Origin of the sequence: Streptomyces lateritius (genome assembly GCF_014649715.1) — a bacterium.
Lineage (GTDB): Bacteria > Actinomycetota > Actinomycetes > Streptomycetales > Streptomycetaceae > Streptomyces > Streptomyces lateritius.
On record NZ_BMTO01000013.1, the window covers coordinates 45,216 to 66,992 of the forward strand.

At 71.8% G+C, this 21,777-nt stretch carries 19 protein-coding genes; 7 read left to right on the top strand and 12 right to left on the bottom strand.

Annotation, left to right across the window (positions count from 1 at the left end; genetic code table 11):
• Positions 1–101: 101 nt before the first annotated feature.
• The 3 genes from IE136_RS24945 (at position 102) to IE136_RS24955 (ending at position 4,331) form a co-directional block, all read left to right on the top strand.
• Positions 102–950, top strand: coding sequence for a 3-hydroxyacyl-CoA dehydrogenase family protein (locus IE136_RS24945; RefSeq protein WP_158990526.1), 849 nt, complete (start codon positions 102–104; stop codon positions 948–950).
• A 125-nt stretch (positions 951–1,075) separates the two neighbouring features.
• On the top strand, positions 1,076–1,399 hold the full coding sequence (locus tag IE136_RS24950) for an STAS domain-containing protein (protein WP_024761898.1): 324 nt from the start codon (positions 1,076–1,078) through the stop codon (positions 1,397–1,399).
• 298 nt (positions 1,400–1,697) lie between these two features.
• Complete coding sequence (locus IE136_RS24955; protein ID WP_189601472.1) at positions 1,698–4,331, top strand: ATP-binding protein; 2,634 nt, start codon at positions 1,698–1,700, stop codon at positions 4,329–4,331.
• Positions 4,332–4,421: 90 nt separating this feature from the next.
• On the opposite strand, the gene nucS is transcribed toward IE136_RS24955, so the two are convergent.
• Positions 4,422–5,093: an endonuclease NucS gene (gene nucS, locus IE136_RS24960; RefSeq protein ID WP_189601473.1), complete on the bottom strand. Its 672-nt coding sequence runs from the start codon at positions 5,091–5,093 to the stop codon at positions 4,422–4,424.
• A gap of 228 nt (positions 5,094–5,321) precedes the next feature.
• On the opposite strand from nucS, the gene IE136_RS24965 reads away from it, so the two are divergent.
• Positions 5,322–5,714: an SCO5389 family protein gene (locus tag IE136_RS24965; protein ID WP_017236120.1), complete on the top strand. Its 393-nt coding sequence runs from the start codon at positions 5,322–5,324 to the stop codon at positions 5,712–5,714.
• 139 nt (positions 5,715–5,853) lie between these two features.
• Here IE136_RS24965 and IE136_RS24970 read toward each other — a convergent pair whose 3' ends face one another.
• Entirely contained in the window at positions 5,854–6,888 is a 1,035-nt protein-coding gene (locus tag IE136_RS24970) for an LLM class flavin-dependent oxidoreductase (protein ID WP_158990532.1), read from the bottom strand.
• A gap of 201 nt (positions 6,889–7,089) precedes the next feature.
• Here IE136_RS24970 and IE136_RS24975 point away from each other — a divergent pair, with 201 nt between their 5' ends.
• Entirely contained in the window at positions 7,090–7,416 is a 327-nt protein-coding gene (locus IE136_RS24975; RefSeq protein WP_158990534.1) for an Rv1322 family protein, read from the top strand.
• A 40-nt stretch (positions 7,417–7,456) separates the two neighbouring features.
• Here the strand turns inward: IE136_RS24975 and IE136_RS24980 are convergent, their stop codons facing one another.
• The 7 genes from IE136_RS24980 to mce all read right to left on the bottom strand — a co-directional run bounded on the left by IE136_RS24980 (position 7,457) and on the right by mce (position 17,321).
• Complete coding sequence (locus tag IE136_RS24980) at positions 7,457–8,269, bottom strand: ABC transporter permease (RefSeq protein WP_158990536.1); 813 nt, start codon at positions 8,267–8,269, stop codon at positions 7,457–7,459.
• On the bottom strand, positions 8,266–9,366 hold the full coding sequence (locus IE136_RS24985; RefSeq protein WP_158990538.1) for an ATP-binding cassette domain-containing protein: 1,101 nt from the start codon (positions 9,364–9,366) through the stop codon (positions 8,266–8,268). Before IE136_RS24985 ends, IE136_RS24980 begins: the two co-directional genes overlap by 4 nt.
• Positions 9,367–9,496: 130 nt before the next feature.
• A complete protein-coding gene (locus IE136_RS24990; protein WP_158990540.1) occupies positions 9,497–10,276 on the bottom strand; it encodes an ABC transporter permease in 780 nt (259 codons plus the stop codon).
• A 3-nt stretch (positions 10,277–10,279) separates the two neighbouring features.
• Complete coding sequence (locus tag IE136_RS24995; RefSeq protein WP_158990542.1) at positions 10,280–11,269, bottom strand: ABC transporter ATP-binding protein; 990 nt, start codon at positions 11,267–11,269, stop codon at positions 10,280–10,282.
• 98 nt (positions 11,270–11,367) lie between these two features.
• Complete coding sequence (locus IE136_RS25000) at positions 11,368–12,306, bottom strand: coiled-coil domain-containing protein (RefSeq protein WP_158990544.1); 939 nt, start codon at positions 12,304–12,306, stop codon at positions 11,368–11,370.
• A 114-nt stretch (positions 12,307–12,420) separates the two neighbouring features.
• Positions 12,421–16,680 (bottom strand): polarized growth protein Scy, encoded by a 4,260-nt coding sequence (gene scy / locus IE136_RS25005; RefSeq protein WP_158990546.1) that lies wholly within the window; start codon positions 16,678–16,680, stop codon positions 12,421–12,423.
• 203 nt (positions 16,681–16,883) lie between these two features.
• Positions 16,884–17,321 (bottom strand): methylmalonyl-CoA epimerase, encoded by a 438-nt coding sequence (gene mce, locus IE136_RS25010; protein WP_158990548.1) that lies wholly within the window; start codon positions 17,319–17,321, stop codon positions 16,884–16,886.
• Between the two features lie 137 nt (positions 17,322–17,458).
• Between mce and IE136_RS25015 the strand changes: the two genes are divergently transcribed.
• Both IE136_RS25015 and meaB read left to right on the top strand, forming a co-directional pair.
• Entirely contained in the window at positions 17,459–18,661 is a 1,203-nt protein-coding gene (locus tag IE136_RS25015; protein ID WP_158990550.1) for an acetyl-CoA C-acetyltransferase, read from the top strand.
• A gap of 25 nt (positions 18,662–18,686) precedes the next feature.
• Entirely contained in the window at positions 18,687–19,643 is a 957-nt protein-coding gene (gene meaB / locus IE136_RS25020; protein WP_158990552.1) for a methylmalonyl Co-A mutase-associated GTPase MeaB, read from the top strand.
• A gap of 76 nt (positions 19,644–19,719) precedes the next feature.
• On the opposite strand, the gene IE136_RS25025 is transcribed toward meaB, so the two are convergent.
• The 3 genes from IE136_RS25025 to IE136_RS25035 form a co-directional block, all read right to left on the bottom strand.
• Positions 19,720–20,196, bottom strand: coding sequence for a MarR family winged helix-turn-helix transcriptional regulator (locus tag IE136_RS25025; protein ID WP_158990554.1), 477 nt, complete (start codon positions 20,194–20,196; stop codon positions 19,720–19,722).
• A gap of 120 nt (positions 20,197–20,316) precedes the next feature.
• A complete protein-coding gene (locus IE136_RS25030) occupies positions 20,317–21,102 on the bottom strand; it encodes an AIM24 family protein (protein ID WP_158990556.1) in 786 nt (261 codons plus the stop codon).
• The gene (locus tag IE136_RS25035) at positions 21,099–21,749 is read right to left on the bottom strand and encodes an AIM24 family protein (protein WP_158990558.1); all 651 of its coding nucleotides are present in this window, start codon (positions 21,747–21,749) and stop codon (positions 21,099–21,101) included. Before IE136_RS25035 ends, IE136_RS25030 begins: the two co-directional genes overlap by 4 nt.
• Between the last annotated feature and the right edge of the window lie 28 nt (positions 21,750–21,777).

A 21,777-nucleotide genomic window follows, 5' to 3' on the forward strand; every position in this document is an offset into this window, starting at 1 on the left:
AACGGGGCGTGACGCACATTACTTAGCGGTCACAGGGGGGCTCACGCCCGCTAATCTCCGCCGGAGAGCCAGAAGTGAACAGGTGTTGAGGGGTGGAAGACGTGGCCAGGAAGCTCGCCGTCATCGGGGCCGGACTCATGGGGTCCGGAATCGCGCAGGTCTCGGCCCAGGCGGGGTGGGACGTCGTCCTGCGCGACGTCACCGACGCCGCCCTCACCCGCGGCACGGACGGCATCAAGGCGTCGTACGACCGCTTCGTCGCCAAGGGCCGGCTGGACGCCGCCGACGCCGAGGCCGCCCTCGGCCGGATCACCGCCACCACCGAACTCGACGCCGTCGCCGACGCCGACATCGTCGTCGAGGCCGTCTTCGAGAAGCTGGAGGTGAAGCACGAGATCTTCCGCTCCCTCGACAGGATCGCCAAGGACGGGGCCGTGCTCGCCTCCAACACCTCCGCCATCCCGATCACCAAGATCGCCGCGGTGACGGAGCGCCCGGAGGCCGTCGTCGGCACCCACTTCTTCTCGCCGGTCCCGATGATGCAGCTCTGCGAGCTGGTCCGCGGCTACAAGACGAGCGACGAAACCCTCGCCACGGCACGGGAGTTCGCCGAGTCGGTCGGCAAGACCTGCATCGTCGTCAACCGCGACGTGGCCGGTTTCGTCACCACCCGCCTCATCTCCGCCCTGGTCGTCGAGGCCGCCAAGCTCTACGAGTCCGGCGTGGCGACCGCCGAGGACATCGACATCGCCTGCAAGCTGGGGTTCGGCCACGCCATGGGCCCGCTCGCCACCGCCGACCTCACCGGGGTCGACATCCTGGTGAACGCCACCAGCAACATCTACACCGAGTCGCAGGACGAGAAGTTCGCGCCGCCGGAGCTGATGCGCCGGATGGTGGACGCCGGTGACATCGGCCGCAAGAGCGGGCAGGGCTTCTACAAGCACTGAAGTCCCGCGACCGTTCGCCATCACCCCACAGGGTGAATTCGGTATCAGTTCGCTTACAAGGCGCAACGCTTCTGCGCCGACGGCAGTCAGTTGTTGCAAAGACGGAGCACTCCCGGGGAGCGTATATGCACATCAGGGGCGACCACGTCGAGCTGGTCGTCGGGGGCCGCCTCGACGTTCGCAGCGCGGCGGACGCCCGTACGGTCCTGCACTCGGCCGTCGACGACGGAGTCGGCGACCTCGTACTGGACCTGACCGGTCTCGACTCCTGGGACGCCACCGGTCTCGGGGTCATCATGGGCGCACACCGCCGGGCCGGCCGCTGCGGCCGCCGGCTGGTGCTGCGCGGGGTGCCGCCCCAGATGCAGCGCCTCCTCGTGGCGACCCGGCTGCACCGCATCCTGGCCATCGAAGGCGGCCTCGCGGCGGAGTCGCTGCCCCGCGTGTGAGGGCGCACCCGACGCGTGCGGCCTTTGCGTCGTGTGCGTCGTTTTCGACGGGTGACATCGCGTCGTACCGACTGTGAAGCTGCTGTGCGAACCCGGCGTCACGCCCCAATCCTCATGAGACCGTGACGTCTGGGGCGGGGCGGCACCCCGCCTGTTCCGAGAATCTCGAAGAAGGTCTAGGGTTCGGTCGCCTGCCCATTGACGGACCCACCCGGCGGGCACCGGACCAGAAGCGACAGCGAGCGTGCAGATCGGCCGGAGGGGCTTCGGCACGCACCGCTTTTGGGGGGCTTGGACCATGGACCCGATGAACCGGGGGCCGGAAGAGTACGGCCACGGCCACGACGGCGACGACGCCCGCGAGGGACGCGGTGGACCCGCGCCCGAGCGCGGCCCCTCGACGCCCACCCGCGTGCGCACCGCCCGCGTCGTCGCGGGTGACCTGCTGCTCACCGTCAACCCCGTCGACGGCAGCGAGATCGAGGCCTGCCCGCCCGGATCCCAGCCAGCGCCGCCGCGCCGCCGCACCGCCCAGGAGCGGGCCGAGGCGGCCCGCGCGGCCACCCCGCCCGTACCGCCGGGCCCCGCGAGCCCCCGGCTGCCGCTGGTCGAACGCCAGGAGGAGCACGAGCGGCTCGTCCAGCTCCTCGCCCGCGGCCGCTCCGTCCGCGTCACCGGCCCCTCCGGCTCCGGCCGCACCGTCCTGCTCGACGCCGTCGCCGCCGACTGCGCGGACATCGCCCCCGACGGCGTCGTCCGCCTCTCCGGCCACCACCGCACGCCCACCGAGCTGCTGTACGAACTCTTCGCCACCGTCCTGCACGCCCCGGAACACCGCCCCGACCGTCCGGCGCTCCTGGAGCTGGTCCGCGACATCGGCGCGGTCGTCGTCGTCGACGACCTGGAGTTCGGCGGCGCCACCCTCGACGAGCTGCTCACCGCCGCCCCCGAGTGCGCCTTCCTGCTCGCCGCCGGCCCCGATGCCCCGGCCCCCTCGCCCGACGCCCACATCGAGGAGATCGTTCTCGCCGGCCTCGGCCGGGCCGCCGCCCTCGAACTCCTGGCGAACGCCGTCGACCGGCCGCTCACCGAGGACGAGGCCAACTGGGCCGGCGACCTCTGGTTCGAGTCCGAGGGCCTGCCGCTGCGCTTCGTCCAGGCCGGCGCCCTGCTCCGCCAGCGCGACCGGCTCCGGGTCACGCCCGCCGAGTTCGACGCCTTCGGTGTCCAGGAGGACGCCACTCCCGCGGAGCTCGCGGCGTCCTCGGAGTTCGACGCCTTCGGCGCCCTCGACGACGCCTTCGGGCCCGCCGCGAGCCCCGGGAAGGGGGCGCCCGCCGACCCGGCCGACGTCGAACTGCGCGACGTACCGCTGCCGAGCCTCGGCGAGGGCGCGGCGCCCGCCGCCCTGCTCGCCTCCCGGCTCAGCCGCTCCGCGCAGGAGACCCTGCGCTTCGCCGTCGCCCTCGGCGGAGAGGTGCCGCACCAGGCCCACCTCCCGGCCCTCGTGGGCGACACCCACGCGGACGCCGCCGTCGGCGAACTCATGGCCTGCGGACTGCTCACCCCCGTCGGCACCCGCTACCGCCTCGCCGTCGGCGTCCTCACCCAGCTCCTGGCCCACGGATACGACGAGGAGGCCACCGACCGGGCCCACACCGTCGCCCAGCACTACGCCTGGTGGGCCGGACACCCCTCCGTCACTCCCGCTCGCGCCGTCGCGGAGTCCGACGCGGTGCTCGCCGCGCTGACCGCGCTCCTTCCCGGACCGGACGCCGAGCACCCCGGCGCCGCCGTCCTTCTCGCCCGCAGCGCCGCGCCCGCGTTCGCCGCCGGACTGCACTGGGGCGCCTGGGAACGGACCCTGCGCGCCGGCCAGGAGGCCGCCCGCCTCGCCGGAGAGGTGGCCGAAGAGGCCTACTTCCAGCACGAGTTGGGCATTCTCGCGCTTTGCTCCGGAAACCTGGAGCGGGCCCGCGCCGCACTGGAGGCGTCCATCGGCATGCGCGGCGCGCTCGCCGACAAGCGCGGCACCGTCGCCGGCCGCCGGGCACTCGCGCTGGTCGCCGACCGCACCGGAGACCCGCTGCCCGGCGACCCCACCCCCGGTCGAGGCACGCCCGCCGTCCTCCGCAAGGAGGGGCCCCTCTCCCCGCCCCGTGGCACCCCGGCCGCGCTCATGCCGCCTCCCGCCACCCCGGCGCCGGTCTCTCCGGCGCCGGTCCCAGCGGTCTCCCCGTTCCCCGCGTTCCCGGACTTCCCCGACGAGGGCCCGACGCACATCTCCCGCTCCGAGACCTCCGGCGCCGGAAGCGGCAACGGCGGCATCGGCGGTATGAAGCGGGCCGCCCGCCTCGGCATCGTCGCCGGGGCCCGGCGCAACCTGGTCGCGGTCGGCACGGGCGCGCTCCTGGCCGCCGTCCTCGGCACCGTCGTGACCATCGGCGCCACCTCCGGCAGCGCCGAGGACCCGGCGAACAACCGGGTGACCTCCGACCGTACGGCGAGCGAGGACACCGGTGACGACGGCCTCGACGCGGAAGAGCCGGCCGCGGACGAGTCGGTCCGGCCCTCGGACTCCGGCTCCCCGAGCACCCCGGGCCCCTCGGGCTCGGCGACGAATCCCGGCACCGGCGCGACCAACACCCCGGGCGGCTCGGAGTCCCCGGCCGCCACCGCCACCGACACCCCGACGACCGGGGGACCGGCGCCGTCGACGGGTGCCCCGCGCCCGACGACGAGCCCCACGACCAAGCCGAAGCCGACGACGACGCCGCCCAAGCCGTCCACGACGCCTCCGACGCCTCCGACCTCGACACCGCCCACGACGACGCCGTCTCCCACCGAGACGACGGCCCCGCCGAGCTCCGCCTCCGCCACCCTCAGCAGCGGTCCCACCTCGGGCGACCCCACCACCGGCACCCCCGCCTGACGGGCGGGCCACGGCACGGCAGCGGCCCCGGGCGCGTTCACCGCACCCGGGGCCGCCCCGTACTCGTACTCGTGAAGCCGTGCCCGCCCGCTAGAAGAGCCGCAGCTTGTCGTCCTGGATGCCGCGCAGCGCGTCGTAGTCCAGGACCACGCAGTCGATCCCGCGGTCCGTCGCCAGCACCCGCGCCTGCGGCTTGATCTCCTGCGCGGCGAAGACGCCCTTGACCGGCGCGAGGTGCGGATCGCGGTTCAGCAGCTCCAGGTAGCGGGTCAGCTGCTCCACGCCGTCGATCTCGCCGCGCCGCTTGATCTCCACGGCGACCGTCGCCCCGTCCGCGTTCCGGCACAGGATGTCGACCGGGCCGATCGCCGTCGGGTACTCGCGGCGGATCAGCGTGTGGCCCTCGCCGAGTGTCTCGATGCGGTCGGCGAGCAGCTCCTGGAGGTGTGCTTCCACGCCGTCCTTGATGAGACCGGGGTCAACACCCAGCTCGTGCGAGGAGTCGTGGAGGATCTCCTCCATCGTGATGATCAGTTTCTCGCCCGCTTTGTTCACCACGGTCCAGATGCCGGCCTCCCCGTCGACGCCCTCCTTGAGGGTGCACGGCGGGGACATCCAGTTGAGCGGTTTGTACGCCCGGTCGTCGGCGTGGATGGAGACACTGCCGTCTGCCTTGACCAGGATCAGACGGGGAGCGGAGGGCAGGTGGGCCGTGAGCCGGCCGGCGTAGTCCACGGAGCAGCGGGCGATGACGAGACGCATGGTCGGCAACGCTACAAGACACACGCTGTTCCGCGCGATTCGGCTGTTAACGCCCGCCCAACGCCCGTCGGTTATTGGCCGGTTGTGGCCCCAATCTCCTGGTGCCCTCCGGACGGCGCGCTTACCGTGGAAGCAGGAGGTCGCCGTCCGTGCACGCTGCGTGTCGCACGGGGGGTCTCCATCCCTGCCCGTAAGACCCCGCCCGGCGGGGTCGCGAGAGGAGAACCCATGTCGCTCGACGTCTCACCGGCGCTGTTGGAACAGGCCGAGCGAGGCGAGGTCGACGAAGCCGACTTCGTCGACTGCGTCCGGACCTCCCTGCCCTACGCATGGGAGATGATCAGTTCTCTGGTGGCTCAGCTGAAGGTGGACGGCGGAGAGTTCGCCGACAACCAGACGCCGCCGCCGAACGAGCAGGCACGTGGTCAGCTGTTGCGTGCACTCGCGAGTGATGCGATCCGTGGTGCGCTGCAGCGGCACTTCGGTGTGCGTCTGGCCTTCCAGAACTGCCACCGTGTGGCGGTGTTCCCGTTGGATCCGGCGGTGGACGAGCGGCTCGCCCGCTTCACCTCCGTACGGGGTCAGCTGCTCAACCAGTCGCCGGAACTGCGCGACTGCTGAGGCATGGTGCTGCCGCTCCGCATCGCGCGAGACGCGAACGATGCGAGAGGTGTCGGAGCGGCGGCATCCCGCGCTCACCCATCGACGCACGATGACCATCGATCGACTCATGACGAGCGACGACGCACGCCGCGACGCGTCACACCAGCTGCGGCAGAACCTCCGCGCCCAGCCGCCGCACGTTCTCCTCGGTGGCCGCGAGATCGCCCGTGCCCTCGGCGAGCAGCGCGAAGCGCGTGATGCCCGTACGCTCCGAGGTCGCCGCCAGCCGGTCCACCGCGAGCCGCGGCGTGCCCACGGGGTGGAGCGCGCACAGCAGCTCCGTGTACGCGACGGGGTCCCGCATCGAGCGGTGCCGGCCGTCCACCGTCACATGGGCGTCAAGACCCTGCTTCAGCCAACCGGGCATCGCCTTCACCAGCGCCTCGGCAGCGTCCGCCCGCCGGTCCGCGAGCTGGGCGACACCCGCCGAGACATGGCCGGCGCCGATCCGCGCGATCTCGTCCGGGGTGTGCCCGGCCTCCCGCGCGAAGCGTCGCCAGGCGGCCACCATCTCGGCCTTGTCCTCGTCACCGCAGTGCATCCCCAGCAGCATCGGCAGCCCCCGCTCGGCGGCCAGCCGGACGCTGGTCGGCGAGGTGCAGGCGACGACCACCTCGGGCGACGGGTCACCGCCGATCAGCTCGTCGGCGCGGGGCACGACGGCCACCTCGCGGAAGGCGAAGCGTTCTCCCTCGGCCCCGACGCGGGGCTCGTTCAGCCAGCGCAGCAGCAGGTCGAGCGATTCGGGGAAGCCCTTCTCGTACGCCTCCAGGCCCGCGCCGAACACCTCCAGATCCACCCACGGCCCGCCCCTGCCCACCCCGAGGGTGAAGCGGCCTCCGGAGGTCAGGTGCAGCAGCGCGGCCTGCTCGCCCAGCGCGACAGGGTGGACGGTGGGGAGCACACTCACCGCCGTGCCGACCCGGAGCCGCCGCGTGCGCCCGAGCAGCAGTGCCGCCAGGGTCACGGCGGACGGACAGACGCCGTACGGAACGAAGTGGTGCTCGGCGAGCCAGACGGAGTCCAGCCCCGACTCCTCGGCGACCTCGGCGGTCCGCACCGCTCGGTGCAGCGCCTCCCCCTGACCTTGACCCGGGAACTGGGCGGCCAGAACAAATGTGCCTACGCGCATCGCCTTCTGCCTCCTTGCGGCCGACGCGTTCTCTCCCCCTCGTACTGGCAACAACGTCTGACACGTGCCAAAGGCAACGGCCCCTCATGAAGTTCTTGCGATATTCCGCTAACCAGTCCTGGAGGGTGGGGCGGGCCACCGTGTCGCGGCCCGTAGGCTTGTCGGCACCATCCGTGTTCCCGGCCCCCCGTGAGGTGAATCGTGTCCCCGCGTCGCAACCGCCCTCAAGGCGGCGAGAGGCCCGATCCCCAGGCCGAGTCGGGCGACCGGTACGGCGGATCGCAGCGCACCGAGTTCTGGCAGGGCCAGGAGTGGCTCGTCCGGCACGTGGCCGGCGCCGGCGCCTCAGGCAAGCGCTACCGCTGCCCCGGCTGCGACCAGGAGATCCTCGGGGGCGCCCCGCACGTCGTGGCCTGGCCGGAGTACGGCGGGGTGGACGACCGACGGCACTGGCACAAGGCGTGCTGGAACGCGAAGGACCGCCGCACCTCAAGGGTGCAGCGGTCCCGTAACGCGCCGAGGTACTGAGCCCTTGGGGCTCGCCCCCGGCGATCGAGGCTCAGGTCCCTCAGACGTCCCGGCTGTTCAGCAGGGCGTACGCGCCGGCGCCCGCCGCCGCCGTGATGACCAGCAGGATCCACACCGGGTCCCAGCCCGAGGGCCCCGACTGCCCCATGGCCGACCTGCCCGCGTACAGCGCGATGAGCTGGCTCGGGATCGCGTAGTCGAGGAGCCACTCCTGCACCTTGGCCAGCGACTCCGAGAACATGAACATGGCCGCCACCAGAGGCAGCAGCAGCACGCCGATCATGATGGTGATGGCACCCGCCGAGTGCCGGACGACCGCGCCGACCGCGAGCGCAAGCAGCCCCAGCTCGGCCATGAACAGACCGACGCCGACCGTGGCCCGCAGCCACTGCCCGGAGGTGGGCTCCGCGGCGTTGTCCACCATCGCCACCTGCGCCAGGCCGACCAGGGTCGCCGTGACCGTGGTGATCGTGAAGACCAGCAGGAAGAAGACGATCGCCTTCGCCGTCAGGACCCGCGCCCGGCTCGGGCAGGCGGTCAGCGTGGTGCGGATCATGCCCGTGCCGTACTCGGAGGCGATGGTCAGCACCCCGAGCGTGATCACACAGATCGAGCCGAGCAGCACACCGAAGAAGCCCAGGCCGAGCGCCGACTCGTTCTCGGTCGGCGCGTTCGACGAGGACACGATCGCCGCCACGGCCAGCCCGACGCCCAGCATCAGGAGCACCATCACGCCCAGCGTCCACATCGTGGAGCGCAGGGAACGGATCTTCGTCCACTCCGACGCGAGCGCGTCACCGAGGTGGGCCTTGCGGACCGGAATGGGGGAGACGTACGAGTGGGGGGTGGTCATCGGGGGTCCTCGGGCTTCTGGGCGGGCTCGCTCTGCGCTTGCGCGGCGTACGGGTTCTGTCCGGGCGGCGGCGGGGCGTACCAGCCCTGCTGCGGCACCTCGGGGACCACCGGCTGCTGCGGCGGCGTCCCGTACCCCCCGTGCTGCGGCTGCGGCTGCTGGAGATGGGCCAGCTGGTCCTCGGTGGAGCGGTAGTCCACGGCGCCCTGCGTCATCCGCATGTACGCCTCCTCCAGGGACGCCTGGTGCGGCGACAGCTCCCAGAGCCGTACGTCCGCGTCGTGCGCCAGATCGCTGATCCGGGGGAGCGGCACGCCGGTCACGCGCAGCGCCCCGTCCGGCTCGGACATCACCCGGCCGCCGGCCTCGATGAGGGCGGCCGTCAGTTTCTCCCGCTGCTGCGGCTCCGTCTGCGGGGTGCGCACCCGCGCGAAGTCGGCGGAGTTCGCCGAGATGAAGTCCGTGACGCTCATGTCGGCGAGCAGCTGGCCGCGGCCGATCACGATCAGATGGTCGGCGGTCAGCGCCATCTCGCTCATGAGGTGGCTGGAGACGAAGACCGTCCGGCCCTCGGCCGCGAGCTTCTTCATCAGGTTCCGGACCCAGAGGATGCCCTCGGGGTCGAGGCCGTTGACCGGCTCGTCGAAGAGCAGCACCTGCGGGTCGCCGAGCAGCGCCGCCGCGATGCCGAGGCGCTGCCCCATGCCGAGCGAGAAACCCTTGGAGCGGCGCTTGGCGACGTCCTGGAGGCCGACGACCCCGAGGACCTCGTCCACCCGCTGCGCCGGGATACCGGCGAGCTGGGCGAGCGACAGCAGGTGGCTGCGGGCGCTGCGGCCGCCGTGCACGGCCTTGGCGTCGAGCAGCGCCCCGACCTGGCGGGGCGCGTTCGGCAGCTGCCGGAAGGGATGGCCGCCGATCGTGACGTGGCCGGAGGTCGGCCGGTCGAGACCAAGGATCATGCGCATGGTCGTCGACTTGCCGGAGCCGTTGGGCCCGAGGAAACCGGTGACGGTCCCGGGCCGTACGTGGAAGGAAAGGTTGTACACGGCCGTCTTGGCGCCGTAGCGCTTCGTCAGGCCGACTGCCTCGATCATTCTCCAGAGCCCCATCGACAGGTCAGGTCGTCGTCGGGGCCGTGGCCGTCGGCCGGAGCCCCCCGTATGAGCTAGGAGCTTATCGAGCCGTTGACGGTTCCGGCGAAGCGTGAACTGTGAACGACGGCCCCTACGCGTCCCGCCGCTTCAGGACCAGGTAGCCGCCCAGGAGCGAGGCGGCCACCCAGATCAGCATGATCCCGAGCCCGCCCCACGGGCCGTACGGAGCCTTCTCCGAGTTCAACGCGTCGGGCACGACCTGCATGATCTTGGATCCGGCCTGGTCGGGGAAGTACCGGGCCACCTCCTTGGCCTTCGGGACCGCCGACAGGATCTGCGAGACCAGGAAGAAGAACGGCACGAGAATGCCGAGGGAGAGCATCGAGGAGCGCAGCATCGCCGCCACGCCCATGGAGAAGACCGCGATCAGACCCATGTAGAGCCCGCCGCCGACCACCGCCCGCAGGACGTTGTCCGCGCCGAGCGTGGTGCGGTGCTCGCCGAGCAGCGCCTGCCCCAGGAAGAACGACAGGAAGCTCGTCGCCAGACCGACCACCAGGGCGAGCGCCCCGGCCACCGCGATCTTGGAGAAGAGGAAGGTGGCGCGCTGTGGAACGGCCGCCAGCGAGGTGCGGATCATGCCCGACGAGTACTCGGTGCCGACCACCAGGACCCCGAAGACCACCATCGCCAGCTGGCCGAGCATCATCCCGGAGAAGCTGACGAAGGTCGGGTCGAACGTCGCCCGCTCGGCCTCGCTGAGGTCGTCGAACGTCGACTGCAGCAGCGCGCACAGCGCCGCCCCCATCGCCACCGTCACGAGCAAAGCGCTCGCCAGGGTCCAGACCGTCGAGGAGACCGTCCGGATCTTGGTCCACTCCGACTGGAGGACCGCGGATACCGCTGCCATCGTTCAGGCTCCCTTGGTGGTGTCGCCCCAGCGGGGTCCGGCGGCGGGGGGCGCCGTCACGCCCTGTCCGTCCGCGCCGTGTACGTTCGTGCCGTGCGCGTGGTACTCCACCGCGCCGGCCGTCATCTGCATGAACGCCTCTTCCAGGGAGGCGCGCTGCGCACTCAGCTCGTGCAGCACCAGGCCGTTCTCGGCGGCCAATTCACCGAGCTTCTCGGTCGTGGCCCCGTCCACCTCCAACGTGCCGCCGCCCGCCTCGACGGGGGTGAAACCGTTGGCGTGCAGGGCGTCCAGGAGCTGCTCCCGCTGCGGCGAGCGGAGCCGTACGTAACTCCGTGAATTCTGCTGGATGAAATCCGCCATCGACGTGTCGGCCAGCAGCTTTCCCTGGCCGATCACGATGAGATGATCAGCCGTCAGGGCCATTTCACTCATCAGATGACTGGAAACGAAGATCGTCCGACCCTCGGCCGCGAGCGCCTTCATCAGATTGCGGATCCAGTGAATTCCCTCGGGGTCCAGACCATTGACGGGTTCGTCGAACATCAGGATCTCGGGATCACCGAGAAGCGCCGAGGCGATTCCCAGCCGCTGCCCCATGCCGAGGGAGAAGCCCTTCGACTTCTTCCGCGCGACCGCCGTCAGGCCGACCAGGTCGAGGACCTCGCCGACGCGGCTCGCCGGGATGCGGTTCGACTGCGCGAGGCAGAGCAGGTTGTTGTACGCGGAGCGGCCGCCGTGCATCGCCTTGGCGTCGAGCAGCGCCCCGATGTACTTCAACGGCTCCTGCAGCTCGCGGTAGTGCTTGCCGTCGATCCGCACCGTACCGCTCGTCGGATTGTCCAGATCGAGCATCATGCGCATGGTCGTCGACTTCCCGGCCCCGTTGGGCCCGAGGAAGCCGGTGACCACGCCCGGCCGGACCTGGAAGGAGAGATGGTCGACCGCCGTCTTCGTTCCGAAGCGCTTGGTGAGGCCCTCGAGCTCGATCATGCGTACCAACCTACGGGCGCGAAAAACCCTCCGCCACCGGAATGACGGAGGGTTTGCGCTTCTTTTCGAGGCTCGGCTCCTCGCCGGGCGCTCTTGGCCTACCTGGTCTGCTGGGCCGGGACGCCGCGAGTGGCCGGCTCGTCGTCGATCGGGGAGCCGGCCGCCGCCACCGCGGCACCGGTCAGCGTCGCCAGCATCTCGCGGACGTTGGTCAGCTGGGCGTTGATCGAGTCGCGACGGTTCGTCAGCGCCGCCAGCTCGCGCTCCGATTCCGAGCGGATCCGGTCGGCCTTGGCGTTCGCGTCGGCCACGATGTCCTCGGCCTGGCGCTGCGCCGTCTCCACCGTCTGGCGCGCCCGGCGCTCCGCGTCCGTACGCAGCTTCTCGGCCTCCAGGCGGAGCTGCTCGGCGCGGTGCTCGATCTCGGCGAGGCGCTTCTCGGCCTTGGCCTGACGCGAGGCCAGGTCACGCTCCGACTGCTCGCGGCGCTTGGCCAGGTTGGTCTCGAAGTCCGCGGCGGCCTGGGCGGCCTTGGCACGGGTCTCCTCGAAGAGGGCGTCCGCCTCCTCACGCTTGGACTGTGCGTCCTTCTGCGCCTCCGCGCGCAGCGAGTTGGCCTCGCCCTGCGCCTTCTCGACGATCCGGACGCCCTCGTCCTCGGCCTTCGCCTTGCGCTCCGCCGCGAACGACTCGGCGTCGTTGCGCACCTGCTGGGCGGCCGACTCGGCCAGCTCACGGTGCTGCTCGGCGGCGCGACGGGCCTCCTCGCGCAGGTCCTTCGCCTCCTCCTCGGCGAGACGGAGGATCTTCTCGACGCGGGCACCCAGACCGGCGTACGACGGCTCGGCGTCGGTGACCTGGGCCTGGGCGTTCTGCGTCTCGAGGTGGAGCTCCTCGATGCGCTTTTCCAGAGAGGTGATTCGGGCCAGAGCACTGTCACGGTCGGCGACGAGCTTGGTAATGCGGTCGTCCACCTGACCGCGGTCGTAACCACGCCGCACGAGCTCGAAGCCGAAGGGGGAGGAAGTGTCGCTCATGGGGTTCCTGTCGAATGAGACCGGTGAGGTGTTAGGGGGAATCCTAGGGGCCGAAGCGGCGTGTCATCGAGCGGATGTCCGTTTGATCTGGAGAATGTCCAGCCTTTTGAGTGGCTAGCTCTCGGAAGACTTGCCACTCGAACGTGTACTCCCCGCCGACGCGCCCGCCTTGACCCCATCCTTCGTACCCGTGGACGGAGCCTCGAAAGACTCCAACGCTTCGAGAACGTCCTGGACACGGGAGATCTCGGCATTGATGTCCTCCCGACGGCGCACCAGTACATCCAGTTCCCGCTTGCCCTCCGAGATCATCTTCTCGGACTCGTGCTCCGCCTCCGCCTTGATCTTCTCGGCTTCGGCGATGAGGGACGCCTTCTTCTGCTCGGCCTCCTTCAGGAGCGCCTCCGCCTTCTTCACCGCGGCGATCCGGACCTTGCTCGCCTCCGAACTCGCCTCCGAGACCATCTCCTTGGCCTTCGCCTCGGCCTCCGCCCGCTGCTCGGTCGCGGCCTTCACCAGCTTGTCGACGCGCTCCCCGGCCGTCTTCATCTGCTCGGCCGTCTCGCGCCGCGCCCGATCGTGCAGCTCCTCGATCTCGCCCTCGATCCGGGCCCGGAGCTCCTCGGCCCGCTCCCTTATGGCCGTCGCGTCGCTGCGCGCGCCCACCAGCAGTTCGTCCGCGTCGGTACGCGCCTTCTCCACCAGCGAGTTGCCCTCGACCGTCGCCTCCGCGACGATCCGGTCGGCCTCCTGACGGGCCGCGCCCACCATCGTGTCCGCCTGCGACTCCGCCTCGGTGGTGGCGCGCAGCGCCTCCTCCTGTGCCTTCGCCATCAGCTGGTCCGCCTGCTCGGCGGCGTCCGAGCGGCGCTTGGCACCGGCCTCGCGGGCCTCGTCGAGCGTACGGTCCGCCTCGGCACGCGCCTCGGCACGCATCTGCTCCGCCGCCGCCTCGGCGTCCGCCCGCACCCGCTCCGACTCGGCCCGGATCCGCTCGGCCGCCTGCTGGGCCGCGCCGACCGTCTCCGCGGCCTCCGCCCGCAGCCGCTCCGCGTCGTCCGACGCCTGCCCGACCGTCCGCTCCGCCTGCTGCGTCGCCTCGCTCGTCAAAGACTCGGCCAGCTCCGCCGCCTCGGCGGTGATCCGCTCGGCCTGGCTCGTCGCCTCCGCGATGAGCTGGTCCGCCTGCTCGGCGGCGTCCGAGCGGCGCTTGTCGGCGGCCTTGCGGGCCTCGTCCAGGACCTGCTCGCTGTCGGCGAGCGCGGCGTTGCGCAGCGCCTCGGCGTGCGCCTCGCCGTCCCGCTTGACCTGCTCGGCCTCGGTCCGCAGCCGCAGCGCGTCCTGCTCCGTCGTCTCCAGCAGCTCCGCCGCCTCGGCGGTGATCCGCTCGGCCTCGCTCCTCGCCTTACCGATGAGCTGGTCCGCCTGCTCGGCCGCGTCCGTGCGCCGCTTGTCGGCGGCCTTGCGGGCCTCGTCCAAAACCTGCTCGCCGTCGGCGCGGGCGGCCGCCCGCAGCGCCTCGGCCTCGGCGACACCCTCCGCCTTGACCTGTTCCGCCTCGGCGAGCAGTCGCTCCACCTCGGCCGTGATCCGCTCCGCCTCCGTGCGCGCCTCGCCCACCAGGGCGTCCGCCTGGGCCGCGGCCTCCGAGCGGATCCGGTTGGCGTCCTCGCGGGCGTCGGCACGGGTGCGGGCCGCGTCCTGCTCGGCCGCGGCGAGCGAGTCCGTCGCCTCCGTCCGCAACCGCTGTGCGTACTCGGCGGTGTCCGTGCGCAGCTTCTCCGACTCGGCGATCGCGTCCGCGACCGTCCGCTCGGCCAGCGCCTTCGCCGCCTCCGACTCCTCCTGGGCGCGCTGCCGGGTGCGGCCCGCGTCCTCGGTGGCCCGCTCCCGCTCCTCGTACGCGTCGGCGCGGAGCCGGTCCGCCTCCTCCTGCGCCTCGGACCTCGTGCGCTCCGCCACGTGCTCGGCGGCGCTGCGCAGGCCCGCGATCTCCTCCTCGGCCTGCTCGCGCAGCCCGGCGACCGAGTCCCGTACCTCCTGGGCGGTCTGCTCGGCCGCGGACACCATCTCCGTGGCCCGCCGGTCCGCCTCCTCGACCAGGCGCTGGGCCTCGGTCTGCGCCTCCTCCACCCGCTTGCGGGCGGAGGCGAGCAGCTCCTCGGACTGCTCGCGGGCGTGCTCACGCTCCCGGCCGGCCTCGGAACGGGCCGACTCCAGCGTCTCCTCGGCCTCCCGGCGCCGCCGGTTGGCCTCCTCCTGCGCGGCGGCCAGTGCCTCCGCGGCCTCGGCGGCGACGCGCTCGGCGGCGGCCGCGGCCTCGGCACGGACCCGGTCGGCGCTCTCCTGCGCCTCCGACCTGAGCCGCTCGGCCTCCGTCGCCGCCTCGGCGCGCAGCCGTACGGCCGCGGCCTCGGCCTCGGCCCGCGCGGTGGACGCGTCCGACGCGGCCTCCGTGCGCAGCCGCTCGGCCTCCTGCTCGGCCTGCGCCTGGAGCGTACGGATCCGCTCGGCGGCCTCCGTGCGCAGCCGCTCCGTCTCCTCGGCGGCCTCGCGCCGGATGCGCTCGCTCTCGGTGCGGGCCTCCGCCAGCTCCCGGCCGGCGCTCTCGACCCGCGACTCGGCCTCGGTGTGCAGCCGGGTCAGCTCCTCGGCCGCCTCCGCGGTCCGCGCCGCCGCGGCCCGCTCGGCGTCCTCGCGCAGTTCGGCCGCGGTCTTCGCGGCGGACTCCTTGACGGCCTCCGCCTGCTCCTCGGCCTCGGCCCGCATCCGCTCGGCCTCGGCGCGGGTGCGCTCCAGCGTCTCCTCGGCCTGGGTGCGCAGCGTCTGCGCCCGCTCCATCGCCTCGGAACGGACCCGCTCGCTCTCGGCGCCCGCGCCGGCGCGCAGCTCGTCGGCGTCGGTGCGGGCCTTGGTCAGCAGCTCCTCGGCGGTTCGGGCCGCCTCCTCGATCTGCTGGACCGCCTCGCGCCGGGCCTCGCCGCGGATCTTCTCGCCCTCGGCGATCGCCTCCGCCCGCAGCTGCTCGGCCTCGCCGCGCAGCCGGCGCGCCTCCTCCTGCAGCTCGACCGTCTTGGCGCGGTACTCCTTGGTGTCGTCCTTCGCCGAGCCGAGCAGCTCGCCGGCCTGCTCCTCCGCCTGGTTGCGCAGCCGGTCGGCCTCCGCCTCCGCCTCGCGGCGGATCCGCTCGGCCTCCTCGGACGCCTTGCGGGTGGTCGCCTGCGCGTCCTCGGACGCCTTGGTGAGGACTTCCTCCGCGGTACGGGCCGCCTTCGCGAGGGCGGCGGCGGAGTCCTCCGCCGCGACCGTACGGGCCTTCTCGGACGCCTCCGAGACCAGCTTCTCGGCCGCGGCGCTCGCCTCGCGGAGCTTCTCCTCGGCCTCCGCCTTGAGGGCCTCGGCCTCCTTGGTCGCCTCGCCGACGAGCCGGGCGATCTCCGCCTTCGCCGTCCGCGTGCGCTGCTCGTTGACCGACTCCGCCGACGACAGCTGCCTGGCCGCCGCCTCCTTGGCCTCGGACAGCGCCTTCTCGGCCTCCGCCCGTGCCTCGCGCAGCCGGTCCTCGGCCTCCTGCATCCGCTGCTCGGCGGCGCGGGACAGCTCGGTCGCCTGCCGGCGGGCCTGGTCGGTCTCGGCGGTGGTCGCCGAACGGAGCTGCTCGGCGTGGCTGGTGGCCTCCTGCGCCTGCGTGGAGGCGGCGTTCAAAAGCCGTTCGGCGTCCTTGCGGGCGCGCAACAGAATCGCTTCGGCCTCGGCACGGGCGGCTTGCGCCTCCGAACCGACGCGCTGCCGCGTCTCCTCCGCGAGCCGGGTGGCCTCGGCGCGCGCGGCGGCCAGCGCCTGCTCGGCCTCGGCGCGGGACTCCTCCATCAGGCGGCGGGCCTGGGACTCCGTACGGGCACGCAACTGCTCGGCCCAGGCGACGTTCTCGTTGACGTGCGCCTCGACGGTCTGACGGCGCTCGGCCAGCTCCTGGTCCAGGCGCTGACGGCGCTGGACCGCCTCCGCGTGCAGCTCCGCCTGGAGCCGCGCCTGGTGCTCGGCGTGCTCCTGCAGGATCCGCTGGGTCTGGGCCCGCGCCTCGCGCAGCTCGCGCTCGGCGTCCTGGCGCAGCTGGTCGGCCTGGATCTGCGCGTTCCGCAGCAGCTGCTCGGCCTGGTAGCCGATGTCCGCGCTGTCGTACGCCGGCCGGGATGCGATCGTGCGGCGCGCCTCGTGGAGCTTGGCGCGCAAGACCTCGACCTGGTAACCGAGGTCCTCGGCGTGCTGGACGGCCTTCTCCCGCTCGGTCTTCAGCCGGTCCATCTCGGCTTCGAACCGCGAAAGATGGTCGTCTTCAGCTCGGTGGCTCTCCTGGCGTTCGTAGCCCCGCACTGCGCGGTCCCATCCGTCCCCTGGTCGCAACACTCCAATGAGATCCGTTCCCCGGCGAACGGGCCCCCCGGGGAATGGTGGCAGATCGGATGCCCCGACTTCGACGCCGCATGGCATGCGGCACCGACCGGCCCCGGCCCGGAGCCGCCCACTCTACCGGGCCAGGAATCCGGAGGTCAGTGCTCCGCCGAGGAGTGGACGGCTCAGTGGTCCGCCGACGGCTCGGCGGACGTGACGAGTTCGGTCAGAACACCGTGGCAGTCCTTGGGGTGGAGGAAGGTGATACGGGAGCCCATCGAGCCGATCCGGGGCTCGTCGTAGAGGACCCGTACGCCCTTGGAGCGGATGTCGGCGGCGTCGCCGTCGACGTCGGCGGTCCCGAAGGCGATGTGGTGCACGCCCTCGCCGTTCTTGGCCAGCCACTTCCCGACCGCGGAGTCCTCGCGGGTGGGTTCGAGAAGCTGGAGGTAGGAGGCGCCGCCGTCCGAGGTGCCGTTGATCTTGAGCATGGCCTCACGGACGCCCTGCTCCTCGTTCACCTCGGAGTGGAACACCTCGAAACCGTAGGTCGCACGGTAGAACTCGACAGTCTTGTCGAGGTCGAAACAGGCGATCCCGATGTGGTCGATTCGCGTCAGCATGGTCCCAGTGCAACGCCCGGGAGGTGGTTACGCAACGTGCGCGCGATCACACCGGCTGCCCGGTGACCGCGTACGGCACCGCTCAGTACATTGGCGGTAAACCCTCGTTCACTCCTCATCTCAAGGGGCTGTGCCTCATGTCTGGAACGACCGGTACCACCTCAGTGATCGTCGCGGGCGCCCGCACGCCCATGGGACGGCTGCTCGGCTCCCTCAAGTCCTTCTCCGGTGCGGACCTCGGCGGCTTCGCCATCAAGGCCGCGCTCGACCGGGCCGGCATCGGCGGCGACCAGGTGCAGTACGTGATCATGGGGCAGGTGCTCCAGGCGGGCGCCGGCCAGATCCCCGCCCGCCAGGCCGCCGTCAAGGCCGGCATCCCGATGAACGTCCCGGCCCTCACCATCAACAAGGTGTGTCTCTCCGGGCTCGACGCCATCGCGCTGGCCGACCAGCTGATCCGCGCCGGCGAGTTCGACATCGTCGTCGCCGGCGGCCAGGAGTCGATGACCAACGCCCCGCACCTGCTGCCGAAGTCCCGCGAGGGCTACAAGTACGGCGCCATCGAGATGCTCGACGCGATGGCGTACGACGGCCTCACCGACGCCTTCGAGAACATCGCCATGGGCGAGTCCACCGAGAAGCACAACACCCGCCTCGGCATCGCCCGCCCCGAGCAGGACGAGATCGCCGCGCTGTCGCACCAGCGCGCCGCCGCCGCCCAGAAGAACGGCATCTTCGAGGCGGAGATCACCCCGGTCGAGATCCCGCAGCGCAAGGGTGAGCCGGTCGTCTTCTCCAAGGACGAGGGCATCCGCGGCGAGACCACCGTCGAGTCCCTCGGCAAGCTGCGCCCCGCGTTCGCCAAGGACGGCACCATCACCGCCGGCACCTCCTCGCAGATCTCCGACGGCGCCGCCGCCGTGGTCGTGATGAGCAAGGCGAAGGCCGAGGAGCTGGGCCTGGAGTGGATCGCCGAGATCGGCGCCCACGGCAACGTGGCCGGTCCGGACAACTCGCTGCAGTCGCAGCCGTCCAACGCGATCGCCCACGCCCTCAAGAAGGAGGGCCTGGCGGTGGAGGACCTCGACCTCATCGAGATCAACGAGGCCTTCGCCGCGGTCGCCGTGCAGTCAATGAAGGACCTGGGCGTCACCCCGGAAAAGGTGAACGTCAACGGCGGGGCCATCGCACTGGGCCACCCCATCGGCATGTCCGGCGCCCGTGTGGTGCTGCATCTCGCGCTGGAGCTCAAGCGGCGCGGCGGCGGTGTCGGCGCGGCGGCGCTGTGCGGCGGTGGCGGTCAGGGTGACGCTCTGATCGTTCGCGTACCCGGCAAGTAGCACCGGAACCAAGGAGCGGTTGAACATGGTGGACGTCCCCGAACTGGTCGCCCAGGCACGGGAGGGCCGGCCGCGCGCCGTGGCCCGGCTGATCTCACTGGTGGAGGGGGCGTCCCCGCAACTGCGCGAGGTGATGGCGGAGCTCGCACCGCTGACCGGCGGGGCGTACGTGGTGGGCCTGACGGGTTCGCCGGGCGTGGGCAAGTCCACGTCGACGTCCGCGCTGGTCGCCGCCTACCGCCGGGCGGGCAGGCGGGTCGGCGTCCTCGCCGTCGACCCCTCGTCCCCGTTCAGCGGCGGAGCGCTGCTCGGCGACCGGGTCCGGATGTCGGAACACGCCTCCGACCCGGGCGTCTACATCCGCTCGATGGCGACGCGCGGCCACCTGGGCGGGCTCGCCTGGGCGGCCCCGCAGGCGATCCGCGTCCTGGACGCGGCCGGCTGCGACGTGGTCCTCGTCGAGACGGTCGGCGTCGGCCAGTCGGAGGTGGAGATCGCCTCCCAGGCGGACACGTCGGTGGTGCTCCTCGCCCCGGGTATGGGCGACGGGATCCAGGCCGCGAAGGCGGGCATCCTGGAGATCGGCGACGTGTACGTCGTCAACAAGGCGGACCGGGACGGCGCGGACGCGACGGCCCGGGAGCTGAACCACATGCTCGGGCTCGGCGAGGCGCGCGGCCCGGGCGACTGGCGGCCGCCGATCGTCAAGACGGTCGCGGCCCGGGGCGAGGGCATCGACGAGGTCGTCGAGGCGCTGGAGAAGCACCGTGCCTGGATGGAGGAGCACGGGGTGCTCGCGGAGCGCCGCCGCTCGCGCTCGGCCCGCGAGGTCGAGACGATCGCGGTCACGGCCCTCCGCGAGCGCATCGGCGACCTCCACGGCGACCGCCGCCTGGACGCGCTCGCGGAGCGCATCGTGGCGGGCGAGCTGGACCCGTACGCCGCCTCGGACGAACTGATCGCGAGCCTGACGGGCAACTGACCGACGGCACGCGAGAAGGCGCGGTACGCCGAGAAGGCCCGGTACGCGGAGGCGTACCGGGCCTTCTTTCTCGTCGTTACGGCTTGCCTCTGCGGCCTCGCAGCTGCTCCGCCACCGGCTTCAGGGAGGTGTGGAGGTCCCCGAGCGCCTCGGGGCTCAACTGGTCGATGAAGTGCTTGCGCACCGACTCCACGTGGTGCGGAGCCACCTTGCGCATGGTGTCCATGCCGTGGTCCGTCAGGACCGCGTACAGCCCCCGACGGTCGGACTCGCAGTTCTCCCGGCGCACCAGGCCCGCGTTCTCCATGCGGGTGATCTGGTGCGAGAGCCGGCTCTTGGACTGCAGCGTCGCCGCCGCCAGATCGCTCATGCGCAGCCGCCGCTCGGCCGACTCCGAGAGGTTCACCAGGATCTCGTAGTCGTTGATGGTCAGGCCGAAGGGCTGGAGGTCCTTCTCCAGCTGGTACGTCAGCATCCTGTTGACGTCCAGATATGTGCGCCACGCACACTGCTCGGCGTCGGTGAGCCAGGGGGTGGCCGTCTCGGTCTCCATATATGGATTCTACCTAAGAAGTTGAATACTGGACGAACTGCGGGAATGTGACACCTGGCACCCGGGGCCCCGACGTACGGGTGCACACGTTCGAGGGCGTCACACTCCGCAGACTACCGCTCACAGCCCGAAGCGACGCTGCAGGTCCCCCAGCTGTCCGGGAAGGCGCGGTACCGAGCCCTGCTGGCCATGGCTGGAACCGGACGGTCCGTGGTGCCCCGGGACGCCCGGCTGGGGCGGCGGGCCGCCGACGGCGCGGTCCTGCATCAGCAGCTCCGTCGACTGGAGCAGCACCGTGCCGGCGCCCACGAACTCGAACTGGTGCTCCTCGCCCGAGGTGCCACCGATCCCCGTCAGGGCGCGTACGCCGCCCATGACGCCCGTCATGTAACCGTGGTCGTAGTGGTGGCACGGCGAAGGGCAGTCCGCCCAGCCCACCAGCGCCTGCGGGTCCACCCGGAGCGGCGGCTCCATGAAGACCACCGGGCCGTTCGAGGCCGCCACGAACTTGCCCGTGCCGATCAGGGTCACGAAACCCGGCACGATCGACTGCTTCAGGGCCAGCGTCGGCTGGTAGGCGAGCAGGTTGCCCGAACGGATCGTCAGATTGCCCTCGTCCAGGTCGAACGAGTTCACGTCGAAGGCCCGGTCGGCGAGCAGCATCTTGCCGCTGCCCTCGGCCACCACCCAGTCGCTCGCGTGCAGCGGCGAGTGGAAGGACGTACGGACCAGCCGGTCGAGCCGGCCGTGGCCGATGCCGTTGAAGTCGATCCGCCCGTAGTAGGCGATCATCTTCCCCTTCTGCAGGAACCACTGGGAGCCCTTGAGCTCCACGCAGAAGGTGTACGGGTTGACGTTGTCGTCCGACGGAAGGGTCGCCGGGTCGTGGATCACCGGGGTGCTCACAGCTTCTCCTCCGAGGCCTGGACGTACACCGCGCCGCTGCCGCTCAGCTCCAGCTGGAACGCCTCGCCCGAGCCGCGCCCCACCATGTCGCGCCAGCCCAGCGCCGTGGAGAGCTTGTTCCGCACGTCCCCGTGGTGTGCGACGTACGCCTGCGGGTCCACATGGACCGCCCGCCCGGGAGTGATCGGCAGCTCGATCACCCCGCCGTGGGCCATGACCGCGACCGCGCCGTGGCCCTTGAGCGTGGTGGTGAAGAGGCCCTGGCCCGTCACCTGACCGCGGACCATGCCCATGACGCCGCCCTGGGAGCCCATGAACATGGTGCCCTGCTCCAGGGTGCCGTCGAAGGCGAGCAGCCGGTCGGCCTCGACGCAGAGGGTGTCGCCGGTCAGCTGGATCACCTGGATGTGGTGACCGCCGTGCCCGAACATCACGGTGCCGTTGCCCTCCACCGTCATCAGCGGGGTGGCCTCCCCGGCCACCCGGCGGCCGATCATCGACATCACACCGCCCTGGCCGCCGGCCATGTTCGGCGTGAAAGTGACGTCGCCGCGGTAGGCGAGCATCGCGCCCCGCTGGCTGAACATGCGCTGTCCGGGGACGACCGTGGCCTCGACCATCTTCGAGTTGATCTCGCGGAACGGCATCAGACCCGCCCCCCTTCGCTCTCCCCCG

What these genes read in the sequence shown, in the direction of transcription:
- IE136_RS24950 (WP_024761898.1), top strand. Translation starts at nt 1,076, where the DNA reads ATGCACATCAGGGGCGACCACGTCGAGCTGGTCGTCGGGGGCCGCCTC.
- IE136_RS24955 (WP_189601472.1), top strand. Translation starts at nt 1,698, where the DNA reads ATGGACCCGATGAACCGGGGGCCGGAAGAGTACGGCCACGGCCACGAC.
- nucS (WP_189601473.1), bottom strand. Translation starts at nt 5,093, where the DNA reads ATGCGTCTCGTCATCGCCCGCTGCTCCGTGGACTACGCCGGCCGGCTC.
- IE136_RS24965 (WP_017236120.1), top strand. Translation starts at nt 5,322, where the DNA reads ATGTCGCTCGACGTCTCACCGGCGCTGTTGGAACAGGCCGAGCGAGGC.
- IE136_RS24970 (WP_158990532.1), bottom strand. Translation starts at nt 6,888, where the DNA reads ATGCGCGTAGGCACATTTGTTCTGGCCGCCCAGTTCCCGGGTCAAGGT.
- IE136_RS24980 (WP_158990536.1), bottom strand. Translation starts at nt 8,269, where the DNA reads ATGACCACCCCCCACTCGTACGTCTCCCCCATTCCGGTCCGCAAGGCC.
- IE136_RS24985 (WP_158990538.1), bottom strand. Translation starts at nt 9,366, where the DNA reads ATGATCGAGGCAGTCGGCCTGACGAAGCGCTACGGCGCCAAGACGGCC.
- IE136_RS24990 (WP_158990540.1), bottom strand. Translation starts at nt 10,276, where the DNA reads ATGGCAGCGGTATCCGCGGTCCTCCAGTCGGAGTGGACCAAGATCCGG.
- IE136_RS24995 (WP_158990542.1), bottom strand. Translation starts at nt 11,269, where the DNA reads ATGATCGAGCTCGAGGGCCTCACCAAGCGCTTCGGAACGAAGACGGCG.
- IE136_RS25000 (WP_158990544.1), bottom strand. Translation starts at nt 12,306, where the DNA reads ATGAGCGACACTTCCTCCCCCTTCGGCTTCGAGCTCGTGCGGCGTGGT.
- mce (WP_158990548.1), bottom strand. Translation starts at nt 17,321, where the DNA reads ATGCTGACGCGAATCGACCACATCGGGATCGCCTGTTTCGACCTCGAC.
- IE136_RS25015 (WP_158990550.1), top strand. Translation starts at nt 17,459, where the DNA reads ATGTCTGGAACGACCGGTACCACCTCAGTGATCGTCGCGGGCGCCCGC.
- meaB (WP_158990552.1), top strand. Translation starts at nt 18,687, where the DNA reads ATGGTGGACGTCCCCGAACTGGTCGCCCAGGCACGGGAGGGCCGGCCG.
- IE136_RS25025 (WP_158990554.1), bottom strand. Translation starts at nt 20,196, where the DNA reads ATGGAGACCGAGACGGCCACCCCCTGGCTCACCGACGCCGAGCAGTGT.
- IE136_RS25035 (WP_158990558.1), bottom strand. Translation starts at nt 21,749, where the DNA reads ATGCCGTTCCGCGAGATCAACTCGAAGATGGTCGAGGCCACGGTCGTC.